Here is a 21,206-nt window from a genome sequence, read left to right as displayed (position 1 = left end):
ACTGTCGTCATGGACATCACCGGAAACACCATCTTCATCCCGGGCGCGACCTCCGGCATCGGCCTCGGTCTCGCCCTGCGCCTGCAGGCCGCCGGCAACACCGTCATCATCGGCGGTCGCCGCGTCGCCCTGCTCGATCAGCTGACCGCCGAGCATCCCGGGCTGCACGCCGTGGAGGTCGACACCGCCGACCCCGCCTCGATCCTCGCCGCCCGCGATCAGGTGCTCGCCGCGCATCCGCGGTTGAACGTGCTCATCACCATGGCCGGCATCATGCTGCCGGAAGACCTGCACACGCCCGGCTTCCTCGAGGTCGCCGAGCGCACGGTCCGCACGAACCTGCTCGGGCCCATCCGGCTCGTGGCCGCCTTCGTCGAGCACCTCAGTGCACAGCCGGCGGCGACCATCATGACGGTCTCGTCGGGCCTCGCCTTCGTGCCGCTCACCCTCACGCCCACCTACAGCGCCACGAAGGCCGGCATCCACTCCTTCACCGAGGCGCTGCGCTTCCAGCTCGCCGACACGCCAGTCCAGGTGATCGAACTCGCCCCGCCCGCCGTTCAGACGCCGCTGATGGGGCAGGACGAGAGCGGGCGCGGCATGCCCCTCGACGACTTCCTCACCGAGGTGATGGGGCTGCTCGAGTCACAGCCGGAGGCCCACGAGATCCTCGTGAAGAACGTGGAGCCCCTGCGTTTCGCCACCGAGCGCGGCACCTACGCGCAGATGTTCGCGCTGCTCAGCGGCTCGCACTGAGCACCTGGCCGCCGAATTGCATAAGAAACCGCCCCTTCATCCACACTATGTCGATGAAGGGGCCTTTTCTTATGCGGTTCGGACGGCATCGGCGCCGAGCTCGGGGCGGGGCGGCAGCCCCGGCATGCGCAGGGCGAACAGCGACGCCGCGGCCATGAGCACGAAGGCCGAGCCGAACGCCGCCGGGAAGCCGAAGGCATCCACGAGCAGACCGGCAACCAGCGGGCCGGCGATGGCTCCCGCATCCGAGAAGGCCTGGAACACCGCCACCGGCTGACCGCCCCGCCCGCCCGCCGCATCGCCCACCGCAGCGGCGGGCGCGGTGCCCATGAAGGCGGCGGCCACCCCGTACACGCAGAGCAGCACCACGAGCAGCCAGATCGACGTCACGAACGGGATGGCGAGCATCACCACGGCCCCCACCGCGAACGCCCCGATGATCGCGGGCCGACGCCCCACGGTGTCGACGAACCGCCCCGCCGGCAGCAGCGCGAGGGTCTGGGCCACGGCGGCGATCGCGAACGCGATCCCCGTCCAGGCCGGCTCCCCGTGCAGCACCTCCACCACGAGCACCGGGATGAGGGCGCTGCGCACCCCCATCGCCGACCAGCCCTGCGCGAGGTTCGCCAGCAGCGCGCTCTGGTACCGCCTGTCGCGCAGCACCTCCCGGAACGGCCGCGCCGGCTCCGGCACGGCTCCTGGATCACGGTGGTGCCGGCCGAGCAGCACGAGGCCGACCGTGCCGGCCACCACGAGCGTGCCCGCGTAGAAGAAGAAGGGCGCGTGCAACGAGATGCCGGCCAGCAGACCTCCGACGGCCGGCCCCGCCATGCCGCCGATCAGGAAGCCGCCCTGGTAGAACCCGACCGCCCGCCCCCGCACCTCCGGCGACGACGACGCGAGCAGCAGTGTCATGGCCGACACCGAGAACATGGCCGATCCGATGCCACCGGCACCGCGCAAGAGCAGAACCTGCAGATAGCTGTCGGCGAGACCCACGAGGGCGCTCGAGACCGCGACGATACCGATTCCGATGGCGAGGATGATGCGCTCACCGGTGAGGTCGATCAGCTTGCCCACGAACGGGTTGGCCACGAGGCGCATCACGGCGAAGGCCGACACCACGAGACCGAGCTCGAAATAGCCCACCCCGAAACTGCGCACGTAGACGGGCAGCACGGGCACGACGACCCCGAAGCCCAGCATCACGAAGAACGCCACGACGCCGAGAACCACGACGTCGCGAGGCAGTGGCCCGCCGCCACCCCACGCGATCCGCCGGAGGAGATCGGATGCGCGGGTCACCGGTCAAGCGTAGCTATCCGCGCCGGAGGGGGCCGCGCGCAGGCCGGGACGGCCGCAAGAAGTGTGCGGTGCGCGCGGCGAGCTCGGGGAAGCTCAGGGTGTGCCGCACGCACCGCACGATGGGCATCTACGATGCCGTAGTCGCCTCGCCGTGGGTGTTGCGTCGAGGCGGCATCGGGTGCTGTCGAGACATTACTCCGGACATCCCGGAGGACGAAGAGTCCCTCGACACGCCCTACGAAAGGTCTCGCGGGAGAGCATCGAGAACGAATCCATAGTGGCGATCAGGCATTTTGCTCAGCCCCCGAGGCACGCAGAAGCCCCCGGAACCCTCCGAACGGCCCTCGTTCTTGAGCAAGAACTGAGCCAATCTTGGGGGCCGGGGGCCGGTGCGGAAAGCCTCCGCGGCTACTTGGCGGTGTTGGAGAGGGCGTGTGCCTTGATGGTCTCGTACTCCGCGGCCGTGATCGTGCCGGCATCGAGGAGCGACTTCGCCTTGGCGATCTCATCCGACGGGCTCGAACCCGCGACGGTGCGGATGTAGTCGTCGGCGGCGGTCTGCGCCTGCACGATCTCCTTGTTCTGACGCTCCGCCATTCCCCGGCCGCGCGCGATGAGGTAGACCAGCGCCGTGAGGAACGGCACGACGAAGAGGAAGAAGATCCAGACGGCCTTCCACCAGCCACTCAGCTTGTGGTCGCGGAAGAGGTCGCCGATGATCGCGAAGACGGCCATCAGGTAGGCGATGAGCACGAATACCCACAGGAACCAGCCGAGCGCGTCTCCGAAGTTGCCCCAGAAGCTCATTATTTTCATCCATTCAATCGGGTGCGACAGGCGTCGCTACGTCGTGAGCATAGCGCCCCGCACGACGCGGGAGAGAGCACTTGGTCACACCCCTCGGAGGACGATTCGCGGTGCGCTGCCTCGGCATCACCGCGAGATGCCCGCGCGCAGTTCCTCCGGCGGGTCGGCACGATAGCGCGCCGGCGTCACGCCGTACTCGACGAGGAAGGCGCGCCGCATGCGGGCCGCACTCCCGAACCCGGCGAGCACCGCGATCTCGTCGATGCTCCTCCTCTCGCTCCCGGCCTGCGTGAGCATGGCGACCGCCCACCGCGTGCGGGATCGCCGCAGTTCGGCGGCGACGCTCGTGCCGACACCGGCGAGCACGCGCTGCAGGTGGCGGGAGGAGACTCCGGCGGCAGCGGCCACATCCGCCGTGCTGAGTTCGGGGTCGGAGTGGTTCGAGGCGATGAAGTTCACGGCCTGCGCGTACCAGCTCTCGGAGCGCGATCGACCCGGCGCCACCTCGTCCCGATCCGGCGATGCGGAGAGCACCCCGGTGATCAGCTGGAGCACCGCCTGCTGCGCAGTGAGGCCCTCGGTCGATGCCGGCCGTGGAGGATCCGTCAGCAGGGCGGCGAGGAACGAGGTGACGGCCGACGAGTACGAGGAGCCCGGCAGCACCCGGGTATCGGTCTCCGATTCGGGCACGCCCCGGCCGTCGAGGGCGCGCCGCCGCAGCACGACGATCAGCAGGTCGACCGGGTGCGCGCACTCGAGTGAGAACGGCTGGTGCCCGGAGAGCACGACGGCCGACCCCGCAGCGACCTCCATGGAACGCCCACCCTGCCGAACCGTCAGCGAACCCGCGAGCACGAAGTAGAGGGTGCTGCCCACGAGCAGCGACTCCACGAGATCGGATGTGCGGTGCACCTCGGCCGGTGAGTGGCGGATGCGCACGAGCGCCATGCTGTCGAACACCACGACCGTCATGCGGGCGTGGAACTCGGCCGGAACCGGAACGTGCACCTCGGAGTGCCAGGCCAGGAGCTGGATCGCATCGCTGCCGGCGACGTCGGCGGTCATCGGGCGTCGCGGTGTGAAAGAGCGTGCCGGCGAGGGCCGGACGCGGGTGGCGGTGGTCACGCTGCAGTATGCGCCCGATCGACCGCGACGATCAATACCCGCCATCGGGGATGCTGAAACGCGCCAACCGTTCTCCACGGATTCGCGCAGGAAATATCGTGAGCACGTGAGGTGCGCGAGTGCCACCACACGCGTCACGGGGGTAGTCAGATGACCACGACCAGCAACACGGGCAACGACATCGCACAGGCAGTGAAGACCTCCTGGCTGCCGCTGATCGTGGTGGTGCTCACGCAGATCCAGGCGTCGTTCGCGGTCAACACGCTCACGGTCTCCATGGCGGGCATCTCGACCGATCTCGACATGCCCGCCACCAGCATCGGCACGGCGATCACCACGGGCACGTTCGCGATGGCGGCGTTCATCCTGCTCGGCGCCAAGATCGGCGCCCGCTTCGGAACCCGCCGGGTGTTCCAGATCGCCGTCGTCATCCACGCCCTGGCGATGGCCACCATCGCGGCCAGCCAGAGCCCCCTCATGCTGTTCGTGGCGCAGGCCGCATCCGGTGCCGTCATCGCCCTGATCGCCCCGGCCCTCGTGGTGTTCATCTCGAGCAACTACTCAGGACCCCAGCAGGCCAAGGCCATCGGCTACCTCGCCGCCGCGATCCCTGCCGCGGGCGTGCTCGCCCTGCTGATCGCGGGCACGTTCGCCAGCACCATCGGCTGGCGCTGGTCGTTCGTGCTCATCGCAGCGCTCGGCGCGGTCAACCTGCTGCTGAGCTTCCGGTTCAAGCCGGTCCCGGCGCAGAAGGAGCTGTCGATCGACATCGTCGGCGCGCTGCTCGCCGCGGCGTCGATCATCCTGCTCAGCTTCGGCTTCTCAGGGCTCACCTCGTGGGGCGCGTTCCTCGCCACGCCGAACGCGCCGTTCGACGTGCTCGGCATCTCGCCGGCACCCATCCTCATCCTGCTCGGCGCGATCGGCGGCCAGGCGTTCTTCCTCTACCTCCGGCACCGCAAGCGTGCGGGCCTGCCGCAGATCTTCGACCTGGCCGTGCTCAAGTCGGGCAGCGAGAAGGCCACCACCTTCTGCATGGCGGCGATGCTGTTCATCGGCACGGCGGCGAACTTCCTCATCCCGCTGTACATCCAGGTGGTGCAGGGGCGGTCGAGCTTCGAGACCTCGCTCTCGATCATCCCGTACACGATCTCCATCTTCGTGGCGAACTCGATCGTGGCCAGCTTCTACGACCGCTTCCCGCCCCGCCGCATCGCCCAGGCCGGCTTCGTGGTGGTGGCCGCGGCGCTCACCATCATCGCCTTCACCGTGCGCAACGACTGGGGCCAGATCCTCGTCGTGGTCGGGCTCGTGCTCCTCGGTCTCGGCCAGGGCGCGATCGTGGCGCTCGTGTTCAACACCCTGCTCTCCTCCGCGCCGAAGCGGCTCGCCGGCGACGTGGGCGCCTGGCGCGGTCTCGTGCACAACATCTCGGGCAGCGTCGGCATCGCCGTGATGACCGTGTTCGCGGTGGGGATGCTCAGCACGTTCATCGCCACGGGGCTCGCCGGGCATCCGTCGATCCCGCCCGAGTTGCAGGTGCAGATCCCTCTCGACAGCGTCAACTTCATCACCAACGACCACCTGCGCGACGTGATGAGCATCACGGATGCCTCGCCGAGCCAGATCGACGAAGCCATCGCCGTGAACGCCCTCGCCCGCCTGCAGGCGCTCAAGGTGTCGCTGCTGGTGCTCGCCGGCATCGCGCTGCTCGCCATCATCCCCGCCGGCCGCATGCCGAAGCGGATGGGTGACGGCTCGGAGTCATGACGGCCAGGGGCGTGACCCTGTGAGCCCTATCGCGATCACCCTGATCGTGCTGATCGCAGCGATCGCCCTCTTCGTCTGGAACAAGGTGCCCGTCGGCCTGGTGGCCATCGGGGTCGCGCTCGCGCTCTACTTCACCGGGGTGATCGGGTTCGAGCAGACCATCGCGGGGTTCGGCGACCCGGTGATCATCTTCATCGCGGCGCTCTTCGTCGTGGGCGAGGGACTGGATGCCACGGGCGTCACCACCTGGGCCGGCCAGCAGCTGACCCGGCGCGCCGGCACGAAGCGCTCCACCATCGTGGTGCTCGTCTCCCTGCTCGTCGCCGCTCTCACCGCGGTGATCAGCGTGAACGGTGCCGTGGCGGCGCTCGTGCCGATGGCGGTGGTGCTCGCCATCCGCATCAGACAGCCGCCCTCGCAGCTGCTGATGCCTCTCGCGTTCGCCGCGCACGCGGGTTCGCTGCTGCTGCTCTCGGGCACGCCGGTGAACCTGCTCATCTCCGAGCTCGCCGACGACGCCACGGGCAGGCCCATCGGCTACGCCGAGTTCGCGCTCGTGGGCATCCCGTTGCTCGCCGGCACGATCCTGGTGCTCGTCTTCCTCGGCCCGAGGCTGCTGCCCCACCGGATGGCGGAGCACGCACCCCGTGACCTGAGCCAGCACGCCGAGACCCTCGCCCATCAGTACTCGCTCGACCTCGAACCGGGCCAGGCGGCGCTCGACCGGGAGACCGGTCTCACCGAGGTGGTGGTGCCCCCGCGCTCGGAGTTCATCGGCGAGACCGTCTTCCCCGGCATGGTGACCGAGAGCGGCGAACTCGTGATCGTGGCCGTGCAGCGCGGTGGCGAAGACCAGGGCCGCACCGTGCTCGCCGCCGGCGACGTGATGCTGCTGCAGGGCACCTGGGATGCCCTCACCGAACGTACCGTCGACCCGAATGTCGTGGTGGTCGATGAGCCGGCCTCGGTGCGCCGCCAGGCGGTGCCGCTGTCGGGGCGCGCCTGGTCGGCCATCGTCATCCTCGTGGGAATGGTGGCACTGCTCGCCACGGGTCTGGTGCCGCCGGCCATCGCGGCCCTGCTCGCCGCCGGCGCGATGGTGCTGCTGCGGGTGGTCACCGTGGCGCAGGCGCACCGCTCCATCTCGTGGACCACGCTCATCCTCGTGGCCGGAATGATCCCGCTCTCCACCGCCATCCAGGTGTCGGGTGCGGCGGATCTCATCGCGGGCGGCATCGTCGACGTGCTCGGGTCCGCGAGCCCCTACCTCCTCGTGCTCGGCATCAGCGTGGTCACCATCGTGCTCGGTCAGCTGATCAGCAACATGGCCACCGCGCTCATCCTGGCGCCCATCGCCGTGGCGATCGCAGGCGAGACCGGCATCTCGCCGCTCCCGCTGCTCATGGCCGTGGCGGTGTCGGCCGCGGCCTCCTTCCTCACCCCCGTCGCCACCCCCGCCAACACCATGGTGCTCGGGCCGGGCGGCTACCGCTTCGGCGACTACTGGAAGCTCGGGCTCCCGCTGATCGCCGTGTTCCTGCTCGTCGCGACCTTCGTCGTGCCTCTCTTCTGGCCGTTCTGACCAATGGCCTCACCGGAAGCCCGGCGGTTCTGACACGATGGCCCCACCACACCGAAATGGAGACACCCCATGGCTGACAGTGCACACCGGCTGATCCCGGCCGACTTCACCCCCCTTCCCTCGCTGGCCGCGACCACTGCCGTCACCGTGGCTCCGGATGCTCCGGCCGATGCCGCGGCCGTCGGCTACCCCGTGGCTCCCGACGGCGCCCTCCCGGGCGAGCTCGGGCTGGATTGGGAGTCGCTGCGCGCCAACGGGTTCGAGGGCAAGGTCGGCCAGACCTTCGCGTCACCCCGGGTCGGCGCATCCGACGTGGTCGTGGTGGGCATCGGGGCCGACGACGAGCGCACCGAGGCGAAGCTGCGCGATATCGTGGCCGCCTTCGTGCGCGCGGAGAGCCGCGCCGCGTCGCTCGCCTTCGTCGTGGGCGACACCTATCCGCTCGACGAGGTCGCGATCGGCGCCGCCATCGCCGAAGCCGCCGTGCTGACGCGCTACCAGTACACGGCGCTCAAGACGAAGCCGAAGCACGTGGCACTCGACACCCTCACGATCGTCACCCCGCTCGATGCCGAGCTGGTGGGCGACGGCATCCGCACCGGCCTCGTCTCGGCGCGCGCGGCGACCATCGCCCGCGACCTCGCGAACACCCCGCCCGGGCACCTCACCGCCGCCGTGTTCGGTGAGCTCGCCGCATCCCTCGGCCCGAAGTACGGCCTCGAGGTCACCCTGGCCGACAAGGCGAAGCTGATCGAACTCGGCTGCGGCGGCCTGCTCGGCGTGAACGCGGGCAGCACCGAAGAACCCCGGATGATCCAGCTGCACTACCGGCCGGGCTCGGCGGGCGACGGCTCAACTCCGGCGACGCACATCGCGCTCGTGGGCAAGGGCATCATGTACGACTCGGGCGGAATCTCGCTGAAGCCCTCCGACCCCATGCACCTTCTCATGAAGATGGACATGGGCGGCGCGGCGGCCGTGTTCGGCGCCATGACCGCGCTGCAGGATCTCGGCTGCGCGAGCGAGGTCACGGCCTTCCTGATGTGTACCGACAACATGCCCTCGGGCTCGGCCACGAAGCTCGGCGACGTGCTCACCATCCGGGGCGGCACCACCGTCGAGGTGAAGAACACGGATGCCGAGGGCCGGTTGGTGCTCGCCGACGGTCTCGCGCTGTCCGCAGAACTCAAGCCCACGGCCATCATCGACATCGCCACCCTCACCGGCGCCGCCCTCATGGCGCTCGGCGCCTCGACGGCCGCCGCGTTCGGCAACGACCAGCCCCTCGTCGACAAGGTGATCGCCGCCGCGACCGCCACCGACGAGCCGGCCTGGCAGTTGCCGCTCGAGAAGAAGTACCGGCCTCAGCTCGACTCCGACATCGCCGACCTCGGCAACCTCGGCGGGCGGTTCGCGGGCGCCACCACCGCGGCGCTGTTCCTCAACGAGTTCGTGGGCGACATCCCCTGGGCGCACCTCGACATCGCGGGCACCATGCAGGTCGACGCCGACGAGTCGTGGCGCTCGAAGGGCGCCACTGGCTACGGGGCACGCCTGCTCACCCGCCTCGTCGTCGATTACCCCACGAGCTGAGCCCCGGATGTCGCGTCTCAGCCCCCTGCTCTCGGCCGGCCCGTTCCGGCTCGGTTTCGTCGCCACCCTCGGTGTGCTGCTCGCGCTGCTCCTCGGCGCCGCCGTCGCATCGCTCAGCACCGCGCTCACGCTGATCTTCGTGGCGTTCTTCGTGTGCCTCGGCCTCTACCCCACGGTGCGCTGGCTCGAGGCGCGCAGGTTCTCCCGCACCGGCGCCGTGCTCACGGTGATCGGTGGCTTCATCGTGGTGGTGGCTCTGCTGCTCTGGCTCGTCATCCCGATCGTGGTCGATCAGCTCGGGCAGCTGTTCACCTATCTGCCCACCGGGTACAGCAGCATCGCCGAGCAGCAGTGGTTCATCGATCTCAACGACTCGTTCGGCGGCGCGCTCACCCCGGCCCTCGACTGGCTCAGAACCACCGTGAGCGATCCGAACACCTGGCTCACCGTCGGCGGCGGCGCACTCAAGGTGGGTGCGGGCATCCTGAACGGCGTGTTCGGCGTGATCTTCGTGATCGCCCTCACGATCTACTTCGTGGCCGGGCTCGAGACCATCAAGACCGGGCTCTACTCGCTCGTTCCGGCGTCGCGCCGGCCCGGAGTGATGGAGCTCGGCGAGACCATCATGGAGTCGGTGGGCAAGTACCTCGGCGGCATGGTGATCCTGGCGGGCATCAACGCGGTGTTCACCTTCATCCTGCTCTCCATCGCGGGGGTTCCGTTCGCCCCCGTGCTCGCGGCGCTGGCCTTTCCGATCACGCTGATCCCCCTGGTGGGAAGCGTGATCAACCTCATCATCGTCACGATGGTGTCGTTGTTCGCCGGGCCGGAGACGGCGCTCGTGGTGGGTCTCGTCATGCTCGTGTACGTGCAGTTCGAGGCCTACTTCCTGACGCCGCGCATCGTGGGCAAGGCCATCAGCATCCCGGGGTCGCTCGTGCTGATCGGAGCGATGGTGGGTGGCACCCTGCTCGGGCTGCTGGGCGCGCTGATCGCGTGCCCGGTGTCCGCATCCGTGCTGCTCATCATCAAGAAGGTGGTCGTGCCGCGACAGAACGCGGCATGAGCGGGGTGCGGGCGATGGCCTGGTGGGAGCGGGTGTCGTGACCTCGGTCGAGTTCGGCGAGACCCTCGCCCTGGTGCTCGTGGCCGCGCACGTGGTGTTCGGCTTCATCGCCACCGTTCTGGTGTCGGCGAACCGGCGCCCCTCGGCGGCCATCGCGTGGGTGCTCACGATCGTGTTCATCCCGTTCCTCGGCGCGCTTGCATTCCTCCTCGTGGGGCGCAGCCGGCTTCCCGCACGGCGGCGGGAGCAGCAGCGGGCCATGAACTCGCTGCTGCTCGACAACACGTCGCCCGACGCGCTGCCACCGGATGCCGCCCTGGAGCCGTCGTGGCTCGCATCCGTCACCCGGCTCAACACGGGTCTCGGCGCGCTCCCGATGGTCGGCGCGAACTCGGTGCGCATCATCGAGGGCTACACGGAGTCGTTCGACGCCATGATCGAGGCGATCGACCGCGCGACGGCGCGCGTGCACGTGGAGTTCTACATCGCGGTGCTCGACGACTCGACGCGGCCGTTCTTCGAGGCGCTGGCACGGGCCTCCGCGCGGGGCGTCGAGGTTCGGGTGCTGGCCGACCACCTGTCGGGCTTCCTCTATCCGCACCGGCGGTCGACGCAGGCGTTCCTGGCCGACGCCGGTGTGCAGTTCCTCGCGATGCTGCCGCTGCGGCCTCTGCGCGGACAGTGGCAGCGGCCCGATCTGCGCAACCACCGCAAACTCGTGGTGGTCGACGGCGCGGTGGCATTCACGGGATCGCAGAACCTCATCGACGAGACCTACCTCAAGGCGTCGAACATCAAGCGGGGCCTGCACTGGGTCGAGCTGATGATCGGCATCACCGGGCCGGCGGCGCGCGAGCTCGACGCGGTGTTCCTCACCGACTGGGCCGCGGAATCGGGCGAGGTGCTGCCGTTCCTGCCCCCGGGGGCGGATGCCGCATCCGGAGCAGTCGCGCTGCAGACCGTGCCGAGCGGGCCCAGCTTCGACAATGACAACAACCTCAAGCTCTTCGCCGCCCTCATCCACAAGGCCGAGCGGCGCATCAGCATCACGAGCCCCTACTTCGTGCCCGAGGAGTCGATCCAGCTCGCGCTCGTCACGGCAGCCGGCCGCGGGCTCGCGATCGAGCTGTTCGTCTCCGAGATCGGCGACCAGAAGCTCGTGTACCACGCTCAGCGCTCGTACTACGAGGCCCTGCTGCGGGCCGGGGTGCGCATCCACCTGTACCAGGCGCCGGCCGTGCTGCACTCGAAGCACTTCACGATCGATGACGATGTGGCGATCATCGGGTCGAGCAACATGGACATCCGGTCGTTCAGCCTCAATGCCGAAGTGTCGATGCTCGTGCACTCGCGCGAGTTCGTCGACCGGATGCGGGCCGTCGAAGACCGCTACCGGGCATCCAGCCGCGAACTGCACCTGGAGGACTGGCTGCGCCGGCCCCTCGGGGAGAAGACGTGGGACAACCTCGCCCGGCTCACGTCGTCGCTGCAATAGGGAACGGAGCCGCGAATGGGAATCGTCGAAGTCGTGGAGATCGTGGGGCTGGGGCTGGTCGCCGCCGCCAACCCGCTGCCGGTGATCGGGCAGCTGGCACTCGTGACGCGCCCCGGAGGCCGCGGCGCATCGGTGGCCTTCGCCGCCGGATGGGCGGGGACGCTGCTCGTCGCCACCGGGCTGCTCGCGGTCGGGGCGGCGGCGGTCGTCGCTGCGCTCTTCGGGGGTTCCGGCGATCCGGGCGGCGAGCCGTACGCGACCTCCGAGCCCGGCTCGGGAACGGATGGCCTCGCGCCATGGGTGCCCCTGCTGATCGGCATCGTGCTTCTCGTGCTCGGAGTGCTGGTCTGGTTCAAGAAGCCGCCCGCAGCGGATGCCCCGCCCTCCCGCCTCGCGACGGCGTTCGAGACCCTGGGCCCGGGCAAGGCCGTTCTGCTCGGCGCCGGACTCGCACTCGTGAAGCCGAAGACGATCGCCGCCGTGATCGGTGCGGCCGCGATCGTGGGCGCCGATGGCCTGGCATTCTGGCCCTCGGCGCTGCTGATCGTGCTGTTCACCGTCGCCGGCAGCGTGGCCGTCGGGCTGCCCGTGGTGCTCGCCGCGGTGGGGGGAGACCGTGTCTCGGGCGTACTGGCCTCCATGCAGGCAGCGCTCTCGCGCAACAAGGCGCGCATCACCGGCGGCCTGCTGTTCGTGGTGGGCGCGATCATCCTGGTGGTGGGGCTCACCTCGTGGCTCGGCACACTCTGAGCACCCCGGGATCGCGCGGGGTCGCAGAATCCGTCGCCTGATCGCGGTTTCGGCGACAATTCCTGCGACCCGGCAGTGGAGGTCGCCTGTCCGGCGCGGTGCGTGGCACCGCCTCTCTCGTGAGTAGAGTCGGAGCGATGGGCGAACGGATGCGCGGGCGATGACCGAGGGCGCCTCCGCCGCGAGCCGGAGCGACGGCGGCCACCGCCGAGGCGATCCGGCGTACCGGCGGATGCTGCTCGCCCTCTTCTTCGCCGGGGTCGCCACCTTCGCGCAGCTCTACTCCCCTCAGGCGCTGCTGCCCGACATCGCCGAGACGCTCGGCGTCACGCCCGCCACCTCGGCGCTCGTGCTGTCGTTCTCCACGATCGGGCTCGCGATCGGCGTGCTGCCGTGGACCGTCGTCTCCGACCGCATCGGGCGGGTACGCGCCATGGCCATCTCGATCGCGAGCGCGAGCCTGCTCGGAGCGCTGGTGTCGTTCGCCGATTCGCTCCCGCTGCTCATCGCCGGCCGGTTCGTGGAGGGTCTGCTGGTGGCGGGGGTTCCCGCGGTCGTGATCGCCTTCCTCAGCGAGGAGGTGCATGCCGGCGACGCGGCCCGGGCAGCGGGCACCTACGTGGCGGGCACGTCGATCGGCGGTCTCTCGGGCCGACTGATCGCCGGGCCCGTGGGCGAGGCGCTCGGCTGGCGGGTGGGTGTGCTGTCGGTGGCCCTCGTCTGCATGATCGCCGCGGCCGCGTTCATCGCGCTCGTGCCCGCATCCCGGCGCTTCGGCGGAGTGGGCGGGCTGGAGGAGCTGGAGGGGCTCGGGCGGGCGCCGACGGATGCCCCGCACAGCGTCACCCGGCGCATCCTGTCGAATCTCCGCTCGCCGCGCCTGCTGGCGCTCTACGCCCAGGGATTCCTCCTCATGGGCGGATTCGTCGCGCTCTACAACTACCTGAGCTTCCGGCTCACCGGGCCGGGCTTCGATCTCTCGCCGACGCTGGTGACACTCATCTTCCTGGCCTACCTGGCCGGCACCTGGTCATCCGGGGTATCGGGCGGTATCGCCGCCCGCCGCGGACGGCTCGCCGTTCTGCTGGCCGGCATCGCGGCCCTGATCCTCGGCACCCTCGTGACGCTCGGCGACTCCGTGCCCGTGATCATCGTGGGACTGGTGATCGCCACGGCCGGCTTCTTCGCCGCGCACTCCATCGCGTCCGGCTGGACGGGCCAGGTGACGGATGGGGTCGGCCGGGCTCAGACGGCCGGGCTCTACAACGTGGCCTACTACGCCGGCTCGAGCCTGTTCGGCTGGCTGGGCGGCATCCTCTTCGTGTCGGCGGGCTGGCCGGGCGTGGTGGTGCTGGTGGTGGGGCTGGCCGCCCTCGCGGCGGGGCTGGCGCTCGCGGTGCTGCGGCGGCCCATGCGGTGACCATGGTGAACGGCTGCCTCGGCTGCGCCGTCGGAACCGGCTGGTAGCGTCGGAGCGTGCCTGAATCCACGCCGCTCACCAAGCTCGGCTTCCTCACCATCGGGGTGTTCGACCCCGCCGACCCGGCGGCCGGCCACGAGCAGACGCTCGACACGATCGAACTCGGCGAACGGCTCGGCTTCGACAGCGCCTGGCTGCGGCACCGGCATCTGCAGTACGGCATCTCGTCGCCCGTCGCCGTGATGGCGGCGGCGTCGCAGCGCACGAGCACCATCGAGCTCGGCACCGCCGTCACCCCGATCGGCGCCGAGAACCCGTTCCGTCTGGCCGAAGACCTGGCCACCGTCGACCTCTTGAGCCACGGTCGCATCAACCCGGGGTTCTCGGCCGGCACCCCGATGAACATCGACAAGTACCGCGACGCGATCTACCCGACCACCTACGACCTCGAAGACTTCGACTACGAGCGCCTGCTCCGTTTCCGTTCATTCGTGCGCGGCGACGTCGTGTCGTCGTTCGAGGGCACCCAGGGCATCGAGGTGTTCGCCAACACGGTCCAGCCGCATTCCGCCGGCCTGGCCGAGCGCATCTGGTACGGCGGCGGCAGCACCCGGTCGGCAACCTGGGCCGGTGAGAACGGCTTCAACTTCCTGACCTCGAGCGTGGTTCAGGGCGAATCGGGCGACGACTTCGCGGCGAATCAGTTCGAGCAGGTGTCGGCGTATCGTGCCGCGCATCCGGATGGCGACCGCGCCCGCGTCTCACAGGGGCTCGTCGTCATCCCCACCGACTCGGCCACCCCCACGCAGCGCGCGAAGTACGAGGCCTACGTAGCGAGCCGCGCCGGGCGCGTGGGAGTGGCGCACGGCCCGAAGCGCATGCTCTTCGCCGCCGATCTCATCGGCACCTCCGACGAGATCGCCGCCGTGCTCGAGGCGGATGCCACGTTCCGCTCGGTCTCGGAGGTCGCGTTCGCGCTGCCCTTCTCGTTCGAGCACGACGACTACGTGCAGTTGCTGCACGACATCGCCGAGCGTCTCGCGCCGGCGCTAGGCTGGTCGCCCACGGCTCGGTAGCCGTCAGCGCGAGGGGGAACATGAGCGAGCAGAATCCGCCGACGAATCCGGGGGGATCGTCGCGACCACCGGTGCCCGGGGGCGAGCCCCCGTTCTGGGCGGCGCCTGGGGAGTCTGGCCAGACCCCCGCAACGCCGGGCCAGACGGCCGATGCCGCCGGCGGAGAGCCGGCGTCCGCCGGGCCAGCCGCCTCGGGGGCGGCACCCACCGACCCTGCTTCCACTCCCACGCCGCCACTGCCCGGGTCGGCTTACCCGCCGTACGGGCAACCCGGCACCCCGACGTCACGGCCCAGTGGGAACATCCCGCCCTACGGTCAGCCCGGCATCCCCACTCCACCGCCCGGGGTGGGCATGCCGCCCTACGGCCAGCCCGGGGGCGGGTTCCCGCCGGCGCCCGGAGCGGGCTACCCGCCCTACGGTCAGCCGGGATGGCCCGGCCAGCCGGGGCCGGGCGGCGGCCCGAGGCGACCCTCCCCCGTCGCCGCCCCGCCCGGCACCGACTTCCCGGGCAAGACCCTCGGCATCGTGGGCCTCATCCTGGCCATCGTGGCGAACCTCGTCGGCATCATCGTGTCGGCCGTCGCGCTCTCCAGGTCGCGCCGCGCTGGGTTCCGCAACACGCCGGCCCTGGCCGGAGTCATCACGGGCAGCGTCCTGCTCGCGGTCGGCATCATCGTGGCCCTCACCTTCGCGGTGATCGGTGTCGCCAGCGGGCTCGCCTCGGCGATCTCCGCTCCGTACTCCTCGGGCGACGACGATCCGGGTTCCGTACCGTGGGCCACCGCCACACCCGACCCGCTCGCCACTCCCACCGATCCGAGCTACGACATCTTCCAATACCAGGTGGGCGACTGCTTCGACGACCAGCCGGATGACGCCACCTCCGTCACGGTCATCGACTGCAGCACCCCGCACGACTGGGAGGTGTACTTCAACTTCACCGTGCCCGACACCGCCGACGGCTCCTACCCGGGCGACGACAAGATGCAGCAGGCCGCCGATCAGGCCTGCTACGACGCATTCGCCGACTTCGTGGGGGTCTCCTACGAGGATTCCGACTACGACTACGGCTACGTCACGCCCAGCAAGAGCACGTGGATCGCCAATGACGACCGGGTCGTGTCGTGCGCCGTCTACGACCCGGCGGGCAAGCTCACCGGGAGCCTGCGCGGAGCCGGTCAGTGAGCGAGCAACCCCCGCCGCCGTCCGGCGGAGCGCCCCCGCAGGCCGCGCCGCCGCCGCCGTATCCAGCGCAGCATCCGCCCTATCCCCCACAGCCTCCGTATCCCCCGAATCCGCAGCACACCCTGGGCGGCGGCCCGGTCGCGCCGCCGCCCGGCGCCGACTACCCCGGTAAGACCCTCGGCGTGGTGGGACTCATCGTCGCGATCTTCGCCAACGTCATCGGCATCGTCATCTCGGCGATCGCCCTCGACCAGTCGAAGCGCGCCGGGTTCCGCAACGGCCCCGCGAAAGCGGGCGTGATCGTCGGCTCGGTGCTGCTCGGCGCGGGCCTCCTCATCGGCCTCGTGTTCGCGGTGGTCGGCATCGCCATCGGTCTGACGGCGGCGTTGACGGTGCCGTTCACGGGAGGGCAGAGCGCGCCGTCCACGGCAGCACCCACTCCGATGCCATCGGCCCCTGCGCCGTACCTCGGCCCCGGCCCGTCGGAGCCGGCGCTCCCCGGGGAGACCTTCGGCGGCCAGTCGATCGAGTACGCGGTGGGCGACTGTTTCATGGAGCCGACCGCCGACTACGGGCACGTGCAGTTCGTCGACTGCGCGGCACCGCACGACTACGAGGTCTACGCCGACTTCACCGTGCCCGACACCACCGACGGCAGCTACCCGGGCGTCGACCGCATGTCCCTGGCCGCCGACTCCGGATGCCGCGACGCCTACGCCGACTTCACCGGCGTGCCGTGGGAGGCATCCGTCTACGACTACCAGTTCGTCGCCCCCGACGACTACACCTGGGCGAGCTTCGACGACCGCACCATCTCGTGCGTCATCTCCGATCCGTCGGGCCCGACCACGGGCACCCTCCGGTCCGTCGGTCGCTGACCGACGTTCCATCCGGTGTCCTGGTTGCAGGAACACGGCGGTGATGTGACGGTCACGTTGGTAGGCGCGGATCGCTCACGACAAGGAATCTCTGTCCTCGAGACCATCGTGTGGCCTCGTTCGTGGTCGGTCAACAGGCCATCGGACTCACCCGTGCCGTCCTAGCCACCTGCGGACCGGCAGAATTCACGCACATCTGGACCTATCACTGACAACTGGGAAGCAAAACCCGGACTGGAAGGATCGACGCCGACCAGCTTCTCGGTCACATCGCGAATACTCGGCCGCTCAATGAGCTCCGAGAATCCGGGAGCTGTGTACTCGAGTTGAGGCAAGCTCTCGTCGAATATGTCTCGGTCGGTAATAGACATGGCCACAGCGCTCGACACTAGTTGCATGCAGTCGGTGACTCGCGCGTTCTCGGTGGTTTCAGCGGCTGGAGGAGGCTTCTCAGAAGTAGGAGGGCTGCTGTCGACGACCACTTCGTGCACGGATTCAACCTGATCCCTCGGCCCAACGACGAACCACTCGGAGCCCGTCACAAGGTAGATGTCCCCGCCAATCACCCAGTTCTCAAGCACCACGGAAAGGTTGGTTCCTGGGGGGAATGCCCGCACGTTCACGAAGTCTCCGCTGGTCGTAACGCAAATTTCTCCTCGCATTTCCGTGGCTCCGTAAATATCGTCCATGAGCGGGTAATAACTCGCGCAGTCGAGTTCGGAGGCGACCGTCTCGACGTCTTGGGTCATCTGATCCGACGCACCATCCCGCGTCGTACACGACGCGAGGAAGGCAGAGGCGGCCAGAACCGCGCATGTCGAAACTGACCGCCTCAGCATCGCTTAGTACCAGGCCACCGACGTCGCACGAAGAACGTTCTGAGTGAACGCCTTCAGCTGCTGATACCCCGCTACGTTGCCCCACACCACGTTCTTTGCACCGCTCATTCCGCAGCCCAAGCCGTACCAGGAGGGCGAGCCGTTGGAGTATCCCAGGCCGGTGGTGCAGGCAGGCACGCCGGTAGCGGCGTTTGCGGTCCAGGTATAGCCGACGATCGCTCGTGGCGAGCCGATGAAAGCACACGTTGCGGAGGATACGGGTCCATAACCCCCACCGATAGGGGCGTACGCCACCCCGGCACATCCAGGCACACCCCTGGTAACCACTCCGTCGCCATTGCTCTCGATGATGGGCGTGCCCGGAGCGATCTCGTCCACCTGAACAGGCGGAGGGGTGGACTCGTCCGGTGGCGACGATGCGTACGCCGGCGCGGCCGTGATCACGGCACCAAAGAGCGCGACTGCGGCTGCAGCGATCGCCACTTTGTTCAAGGATGATTTCGACATTGGCTTCTCCTCTTTCAGATCGTCGAACCCGAGAAGTTCCGGGATAAAATGAAGTAAACTCGATATTGGTCGACAAAGTAAGTCTGTAGATGGTTGTCGATTGGTGCTTGGATCGACATCAGCTATGAGGGCGGGCAGATAGATGCGACTACTTCGACGAATCGGTTCGGCTATTCGAAACTCGGCCGAGCTAGACACATACGGGCGTGTACTGGAGACGATTTCCTTCGCTGAGGGAACGGCGATTCACGACGGCCCATCGCCACTTGATGACAACTCGACAGTCGACATCAACGCCTTGGCACCTGAGCGATCTATGCAGAGCAAGCGAGACTAGTCCATGCCTCCCGCACTAACCGCGAAGAAGATCTTCTGGGGCGGGGTAGTACTGCTCCTCGTTGGAATCACCGCAACGCTGTTGTCGTCACAACTTGCGCTTGTCATTGCTGGCCCTTCAGGAGTGGGATTTGCACTGGCGACTACTGCACTAGGGCTAGTGAGCCAGATCTGCACCGTGCTCGGATGCGTTCTTCTAGGCACGTCTCCGTTGGCGCGACTAGTTGAAAGCCCGCCGAAGAACCCGGACTCAGCAACAATTCTGATGAGAGACACCCTTGACCGTAGGAAACGTCGTAAGAGCCGTCCAGCACGAAGGACCAACGACTGAGGACACTCAACTCTTGCTTCAAGATCGACACGAGTTGAAGGTCCAAGCCAAACGTTGAACGCGGGTAGTCCCGGGCATCCACCCGAGGTTAGGGACAAGCCCTACGAGAGGACGTCCTTCGTGGCGAACCGGCCGTAGGCGAGCGCCCCGAACACCGCCACGTAGGCCAGCTGCAGCAGCGCGTTCGCTCCGAAGCTCGACCACTCGATGGGCTGTCGCAGCAGATCGCCGAAGTCGAGCCAGTAGTAGCTGAAGAGCCACGGATGCAGCCACTCCGTCTGCGAGAGCTGGCCGAGCACCTGCGCCACGATCGACACCACCACCGTCGCGGCCATGGCGCCCACCGGTGCATCCGTCAGTGTGGAGATGAAGAGGCCGATGGCGGCGAGTCCGAGCAGGCCGAGAGTGACATAGATCGCGATCAGCAGCGAGCGCAGCAGCGATTCGGCCACGCTCACGGTGTCGCCCGAGATGAGGGCGACCGGCCCCACCGGGAAGAGGGCGAGCCCGATCAGGATTCCCGCCACCGTCACCGTGAGGGTCGCCGCCAGGCAGAACACGGCGGCCGCCGCGAACTTCACGATGAGCAGGCGGATGCGCCCGACCGGCGACACGAGCAGATACCGCAGCGTGCCGGTGCTCGCCTCGCCCGCGACCGAATCCCCGGCCACGACACCGACGGTGAGCGGCAGGAACAGGGGGATGGCCACGGCGAGCGCCGACAGGCCCACGAACAGGCCGTTCTGGGTGATGCGGTCGAGGAAGGCCGGCCCGCGTCCGTCGCCGCCGTCGGTGAGACGGATGGCCACGGCGATCAGGATCGGCACGGCGGCGAGCGCCGCGAGCATCGCCCAGGTGCGGCGGCGGCGGAAGAGCACCGCGAGTTCGGAGAGGAAGAAGCCCCAGCCCAGGGCGCGCCGCGGGCCGCGTTCGGTCGCGTTCGAGCCGGTGCCGAGAACGGATTCACTGGACAACGTCGAAGCCCTCCCCCGTCAGCTGCACGAAGAGGTCTTCGAGCGAGGCGCGCTCCACGGCGAAGCCGCGCACCCGAACCCCGGCTCCCACGAGTGCCGCGACCACGTCTTCTGCGGCCACCGCCTCGGGCAGCTCGCCTTCTACCACCCGGTCGCCCGTTCCGTCGGTCGCTGTCGCCACGTCGGCCGCGGAAGGCGGCTCGACCATCACGGGTGCAGGTGCAGGTGTTGGCGCAGGTGCGGGCGCAGTCACAGGCGCAGGTGTTGGCGCAGGCGCAGTCACAGGCGCAGGTGTTGGCGCAGGCGCAGTCACAGGCGCAGGTGTTGGCGCAGTCACAGGCGCAGGTGCGGGCGCAGGCGCAGTCACAGGCGCAGGTGTTGGCGCAGTCACAGGCGCAGGTGCGGGCGCAGTCACAGTCACAGGCGCAGGTGCGGGCGCAGTCACAGGCGCAGGTGCGGGCGCAGGTGCGGGTGCGGGTGGACCGTCGATCAGCACAGCCGCCGCATCCGTCGTCGTCCGAGTGTCAGCCGGAGGGAGGGCCCCACCCGCGGGTGCCGGCGCCGCGGCGGCGGAAGCAGCAGCCGCAGCCGTAGGGCGAGCAAGGCCGAGGCGCGCCAGGGTCGAGGCCGCGAGGGCCGCATCCGGAGCCGCCACCGTGACGCGCACGTGCGTGCGGCCCGCGCCGCGCAGCTCGTCGAGGGCACCCTGCGCCACGAGACGGCCGCCCCGCATCACGGCGACGTGCGAGCACATCTGCTCGATCTCGGAGAGCAGGTGGCTCGACACGAACACGGTGGTGCCCTCGGCGGCGAGCGAGCGGATGAGTGCCCGCACCTCGCGCGTGCCCTGCGGATCGAGTCCGTTCGTGGGCTCGTCGAGCACAATCAGCTCGCGCGGGGTGAGCAGCGCATTCGCGATGCCGAGTCGCTGCTTCATGCCGAGCGAGTAGGCGCGCACCTTCTTGTGCGCCGCGGAGGAGAGCCCGACCCGTTCGAGGGCGCGGTCGACCCGGGCGGAACGGGTGGCCCGCGAGGCGTATCCATCGGCCGCGTCGAGGCGCCTGAGGTTGTCGCGGCCGGAGAGGAACGGGTAGAAACCGGGCCCTTCGATGAGCGCGCCCACCGCGGGGAGCACGCCCGCGAGCTTCGCGGGCATCGCTTGGCCGAGCACGCGGATGTCGCCCGCCGAAGCTCCCGCGAGGCCCAGCAGCATGCGGATCGTGGTGGTCTTGCCCGATCCGTTCGGCCCGAGGAAGCCGAACACCGCTCCCCGCGGCACGGCGAGATCGATGCCATCGACCACGGTGGAACGACCGAAGCGCTTGCTCAGGCCGCGCGTCTCGATGGCGAGCTCACCGCCCGACGCCCGCTCCCCCAGATCCGTCACTTTTTGCGCGAACACGTCGGAT

General features: G+C 69.1%; 18 protein-coding genes. 11 read left to right on the top strand and 7 right to left on the bottom strand.

Annotation, left to right across the window (positions count from 1 at the left end):
- Positions 1-9 precede the first annotated feature (9 nt).
- On the top strand, positions 10-756 hold the full coding sequence (locus tag EPO52_RS10980) for an SDR family NAD(P)-dependent oxidoreductase (protein ID WP_290805996.1): 747 nt from the start codon (positions 10-12) through the stop codon (positions 754-756).
- 69 nt (positions 757-825) lie between these two features.
- Here EPO52_RS10980 and EPO52_RS10975 read toward each other — a convergent pair whose 3' ends face one another.
- The 3 genes from EPO52_RS10975 to EPO52_RS10965 all read right to left on the bottom strand — a co-directional run bounded on the left by EPO52_RS10975 (position 826) and on the right by EPO52_RS10965 (position 3,933).
- Positions 826-2,061: an MFS transporter gene (locus tag EPO52_RS10975; RefSeq protein ID WP_290805994.1), complete on the bottom strand. Its 1,236-nt coding sequence runs from the start codon at positions 2,059-2,061 to the stop codon at positions 826-828.
- Between the two features lie 408 nt (positions 2,062-2,469).
- Positions 2,470-2,868, bottom strand: coding sequence for an SHOCT domain-containing protein (locus tag EPO52_RS10970; RefSeq protein WP_290805992.1), 399 nt, complete (start codon positions 2,866-2,868; stop codon positions 2,470-2,472).
- Positions 2,869-2,994: 126 nt separating this feature from the next.
- Complete coding sequence (locus EPO52_RS10965) at positions 2,995-3,933, bottom strand: AraC family transcriptional regulator (protein ID WP_290805990.1); 939 nt, start codon at positions 3,931-3,933, stop codon at positions 2,995-2,997.
- 210 nt (positions 3,934-4,143) lie between these two features.
- Between EPO52_RS10965 and EPO52_RS10960 the strand changes: the two genes are divergently transcribed.
- The 10 genes from EPO52_RS10960 to EPO52_RS10915 all read left to right on the top strand — a co-directional run bounded on the left by EPO52_RS10960 (position 4,144) and on the right by EPO52_RS10915 (position 16,810).
- Positions 4,144-5,763: an MFS transporter gene (locus EPO52_RS10960; RefSeq protein WP_290805988.1), complete on the top strand. Its 1,620-nt coding sequence runs from the start codon at positions 4,144-4,146 to the stop codon at positions 5,761-5,763.
- 19 nt (positions 5,764-5,782) lie between these two features.
- Complete coding sequence (locus EPO52_RS10955) at positions 5,783-7,345, top strand: SLC13 family permease (RefSeq protein WP_290805986.1); 1,563 nt, start codon at positions 5,783-5,785, stop codon at positions 7,343-7,345.
- A 69-nt stretch (positions 7,346-7,414) separates the two neighbouring features.
- Positions 7,415-8,938 carry a leucyl aminopeptidase gene (locus EPO52_RS10950; RefSeq protein WP_290805984.1) on the top strand — a complete coding sequence of 508 codons (1,524 nt, stop codon included), beginning with the start codon at positions 7,415-7,417 and terminating at the stop codon, positions 8,936-8,938.
- A gap of 7 nt (positions 8,939-8,945) precedes the next feature.
- A complete protein-coding gene (locus EPO52_RS10945) occupies positions 8,946-10,004 on the top strand; it encodes an AI-2E family transporter (RefSeq protein WP_290805982.1) in 1,059 nt (352 codons plus the stop codon).
- A 37-nt stretch (positions 10,005-10,041) separates the two neighbouring features.
- Positions 10,042-11,499, top strand: coding sequence for a phospholipase D-like domain-containing protein (locus tag EPO52_RS10940; RefSeq protein WP_290805980.1), 1,458 nt, complete (start codon positions 10,042-10,044; stop codon positions 11,497-11,499).
- A 15-nt stretch (positions 11,500-11,514) separates the two neighbouring features.
- A complete protein-coding gene (locus EPO52_RS10935) occupies positions 11,515-12,249 on the top strand; it encodes a GAP family protein (protein ID WP_290805978.1) in 735 nt (244 codons plus the stop codon).
- A gap of 160 nt (positions 12,250-12,409) precedes the next feature.
- On the top strand, positions 12,410-13,669 hold the full coding sequence (locus EPO52_RS10930) for an MFS transporter (RefSeq protein ID WP_290805976.1): 1,260 nt from the start codon (positions 12,410-12,412) through the stop codon (positions 13,667-13,669).
- A gap of 56 nt (positions 13,670-13,725) precedes the next feature.
- Positions 13,726-14,745: an LLM class flavin-dependent oxidoreductase gene (locus EPO52_RS10925; RefSeq protein WP_290805974.1), complete on the top strand. Its 1,020-nt coding sequence runs from the start codon at positions 13,726-13,728 to the stop codon at positions 14,743-14,745.
- A 20-nt stretch (positions 14,746-14,765) separates the two neighbouring features.
- Complete coding sequence (locus EPO52_RS10920) at positions 14,766-15,932, top strand: septum formation family protein (RefSeq protein WP_290805971.1); 1,167 nt, start codon at positions 14,766-14,768, stop codon at positions 15,930-15,932.
- On the top strand, positions 15,929-16,810 hold the full coding sequence (locus EPO52_RS10915) for a DUF4190 domain-containing protein (protein ID WP_290805968.1): 882 nt from the start codon (positions 15,929-15,931) through the stop codon (positions 16,808-16,810). The genes EPO52_RS10920 and EPO52_RS10915 overlap by 4 nt, the downstream gene beginning before the upstream one ends.
- A 161-nt stretch (positions 16,811-16,971) precedes the next feature.
- Here the strand turns inward: EPO52_RS10915 and EPO52_RS10910 are convergent, their stop codons facing one another.
- From EPO52_RS10910 to EPO52_RS10895, 4 genes are all read right to left on the bottom strand, one after another.
- Complete coding sequence (locus EPO52_RS10910) at positions 16,972-17,559, bottom strand: hypothetical protein (RefSeq protein ID WP_290805965.1); 588 nt, start codon at positions 17,557-17,559, stop codon at positions 16,972-16,974.
- Positions 17,560-17,652: 93 nt separating this feature from the next.
- Positions 17,653-18,156, bottom strand: a complete 504-nt coding sequence (locus EPO52_RS10905; RefSeq protein ID WP_290805963.1) for a hypothetical protein — start codon at positions 18,154-18,156, stop codon at positions 17,653-17,655.
- A 768-nt stretch (positions 18,157-18,924) separates the two neighbouring features.
- Positions 18,925-19,734 (bottom strand): ABC transporter permease subunit, encoded by an 810-nt coding sequence (locus EPO52_RS10900; protein ID WP_290806200.1) that lies wholly within the window; start codon positions 19,732-19,734, stop codon positions 18,925-18,927.
- 52 nt (positions 19,735-19,786) lie between these two features.
- Entirely contained in the window at positions 19,787-21,199 is a 1,413-nt protein-coding gene (locus tag EPO52_RS10895) for an ABC transporter ATP-binding protein (RefSeq protein ID WP_290805960.1), read from the bottom strand.
- Positions 21,200-21,206: the final 7 nt, after the last annotated feature.

The organism is Herbiconiux sp. (assembly GCF_004297105.1).
Lineage (GTDB): Bacteria > Actinomycetota > Actinomycetes > Actinomycetales > Microbacteriaceae > Herbiconiux.
Note: the sequence above shows the minus strand (reverse complement) of the source record. Positions and strands in the feature narration are given on the sequence as shown.

Excerpts from the sequence above, each read along its gene's own strand:
- EPO52_RS10920 (WP_290805971.1), top strand. The coding sequence starts at position 14,766 with ATGAGCGAGCAGAATCCGCCGACGAATCCGGGGGGATCGTCGCGACCA.
- EPO52_RS10965 (WP_290805990.1), bottom strand. The coding sequence starts at position 3,933 with ATGACCGCCGACGTCGCCGGCAGCGATGCGATCCAGCTCCTGGCCTGG.
- EPO52_RS10970 (WP_290805992.1), bottom strand. The coding sequence starts at position 2,868 with ATGAGCTTCTGGGGCAACTTCGGAGACGCGCTCGGCTGGTTCCTGTGG.
- EPO52_RS10930 (WP_290805976.1), top strand. The coding sequence starts at position 12,410 with ATGACCGAGGGCGCCTCCGCCGCGAGCCGGAGCGACGGCGGCCACCGC.
- EPO52_RS10910 (WP_290805965.1), bottom strand. The coding sequence starts at position 17,559 with ATGACCCAAGACGTCGAGACGGTCGCCTCCGAACTCGACTGCGCGAGT.
- EPO52_RS10935 (WP_290805978.1), top strand. The coding sequence starts at position 11,515 with ATGGGAATCGTCGAAGTCGTGGAGATCGTGGGGCTGGGGCTGGTCGCC.
- EPO52_RS10905 (WP_290805963.1), bottom strand. The coding sequence starts at position 18,156 with ATGTCGAAATCATCCTTGAACAAAGTGGCGATCGCTGCAGCCGCAGTC.
- EPO52_RS10960 (WP_290805988.1), top strand. The coding sequence starts at position 4,144 with ATGACCACGACCAGCAACACGGGCAACGACATCGCACAGGCAGTGAAG.
- EPO52_RS10945 (WP_290805982.1), top strand. The coding sequence starts at position 8,946 with ATGTCGCGTCTCAGCCCCCTGCTCTCGGCCGGCCCGTTCCGGCTCGGT.
- EPO52_RS10980 (WP_290805996.1), top strand. The coding sequence starts at position 10 with ATGGACATCACCGGAAACACCATCTTCATCCCGGGCGCGACCTCCGGC.
- EPO52_RS10950 (WP_290805984.1), top strand. The coding sequence starts at position 7,415 with ATGGCTGACAGTGCACACCGGCTGATCCCGGCCGACTTCACCCCCCTT.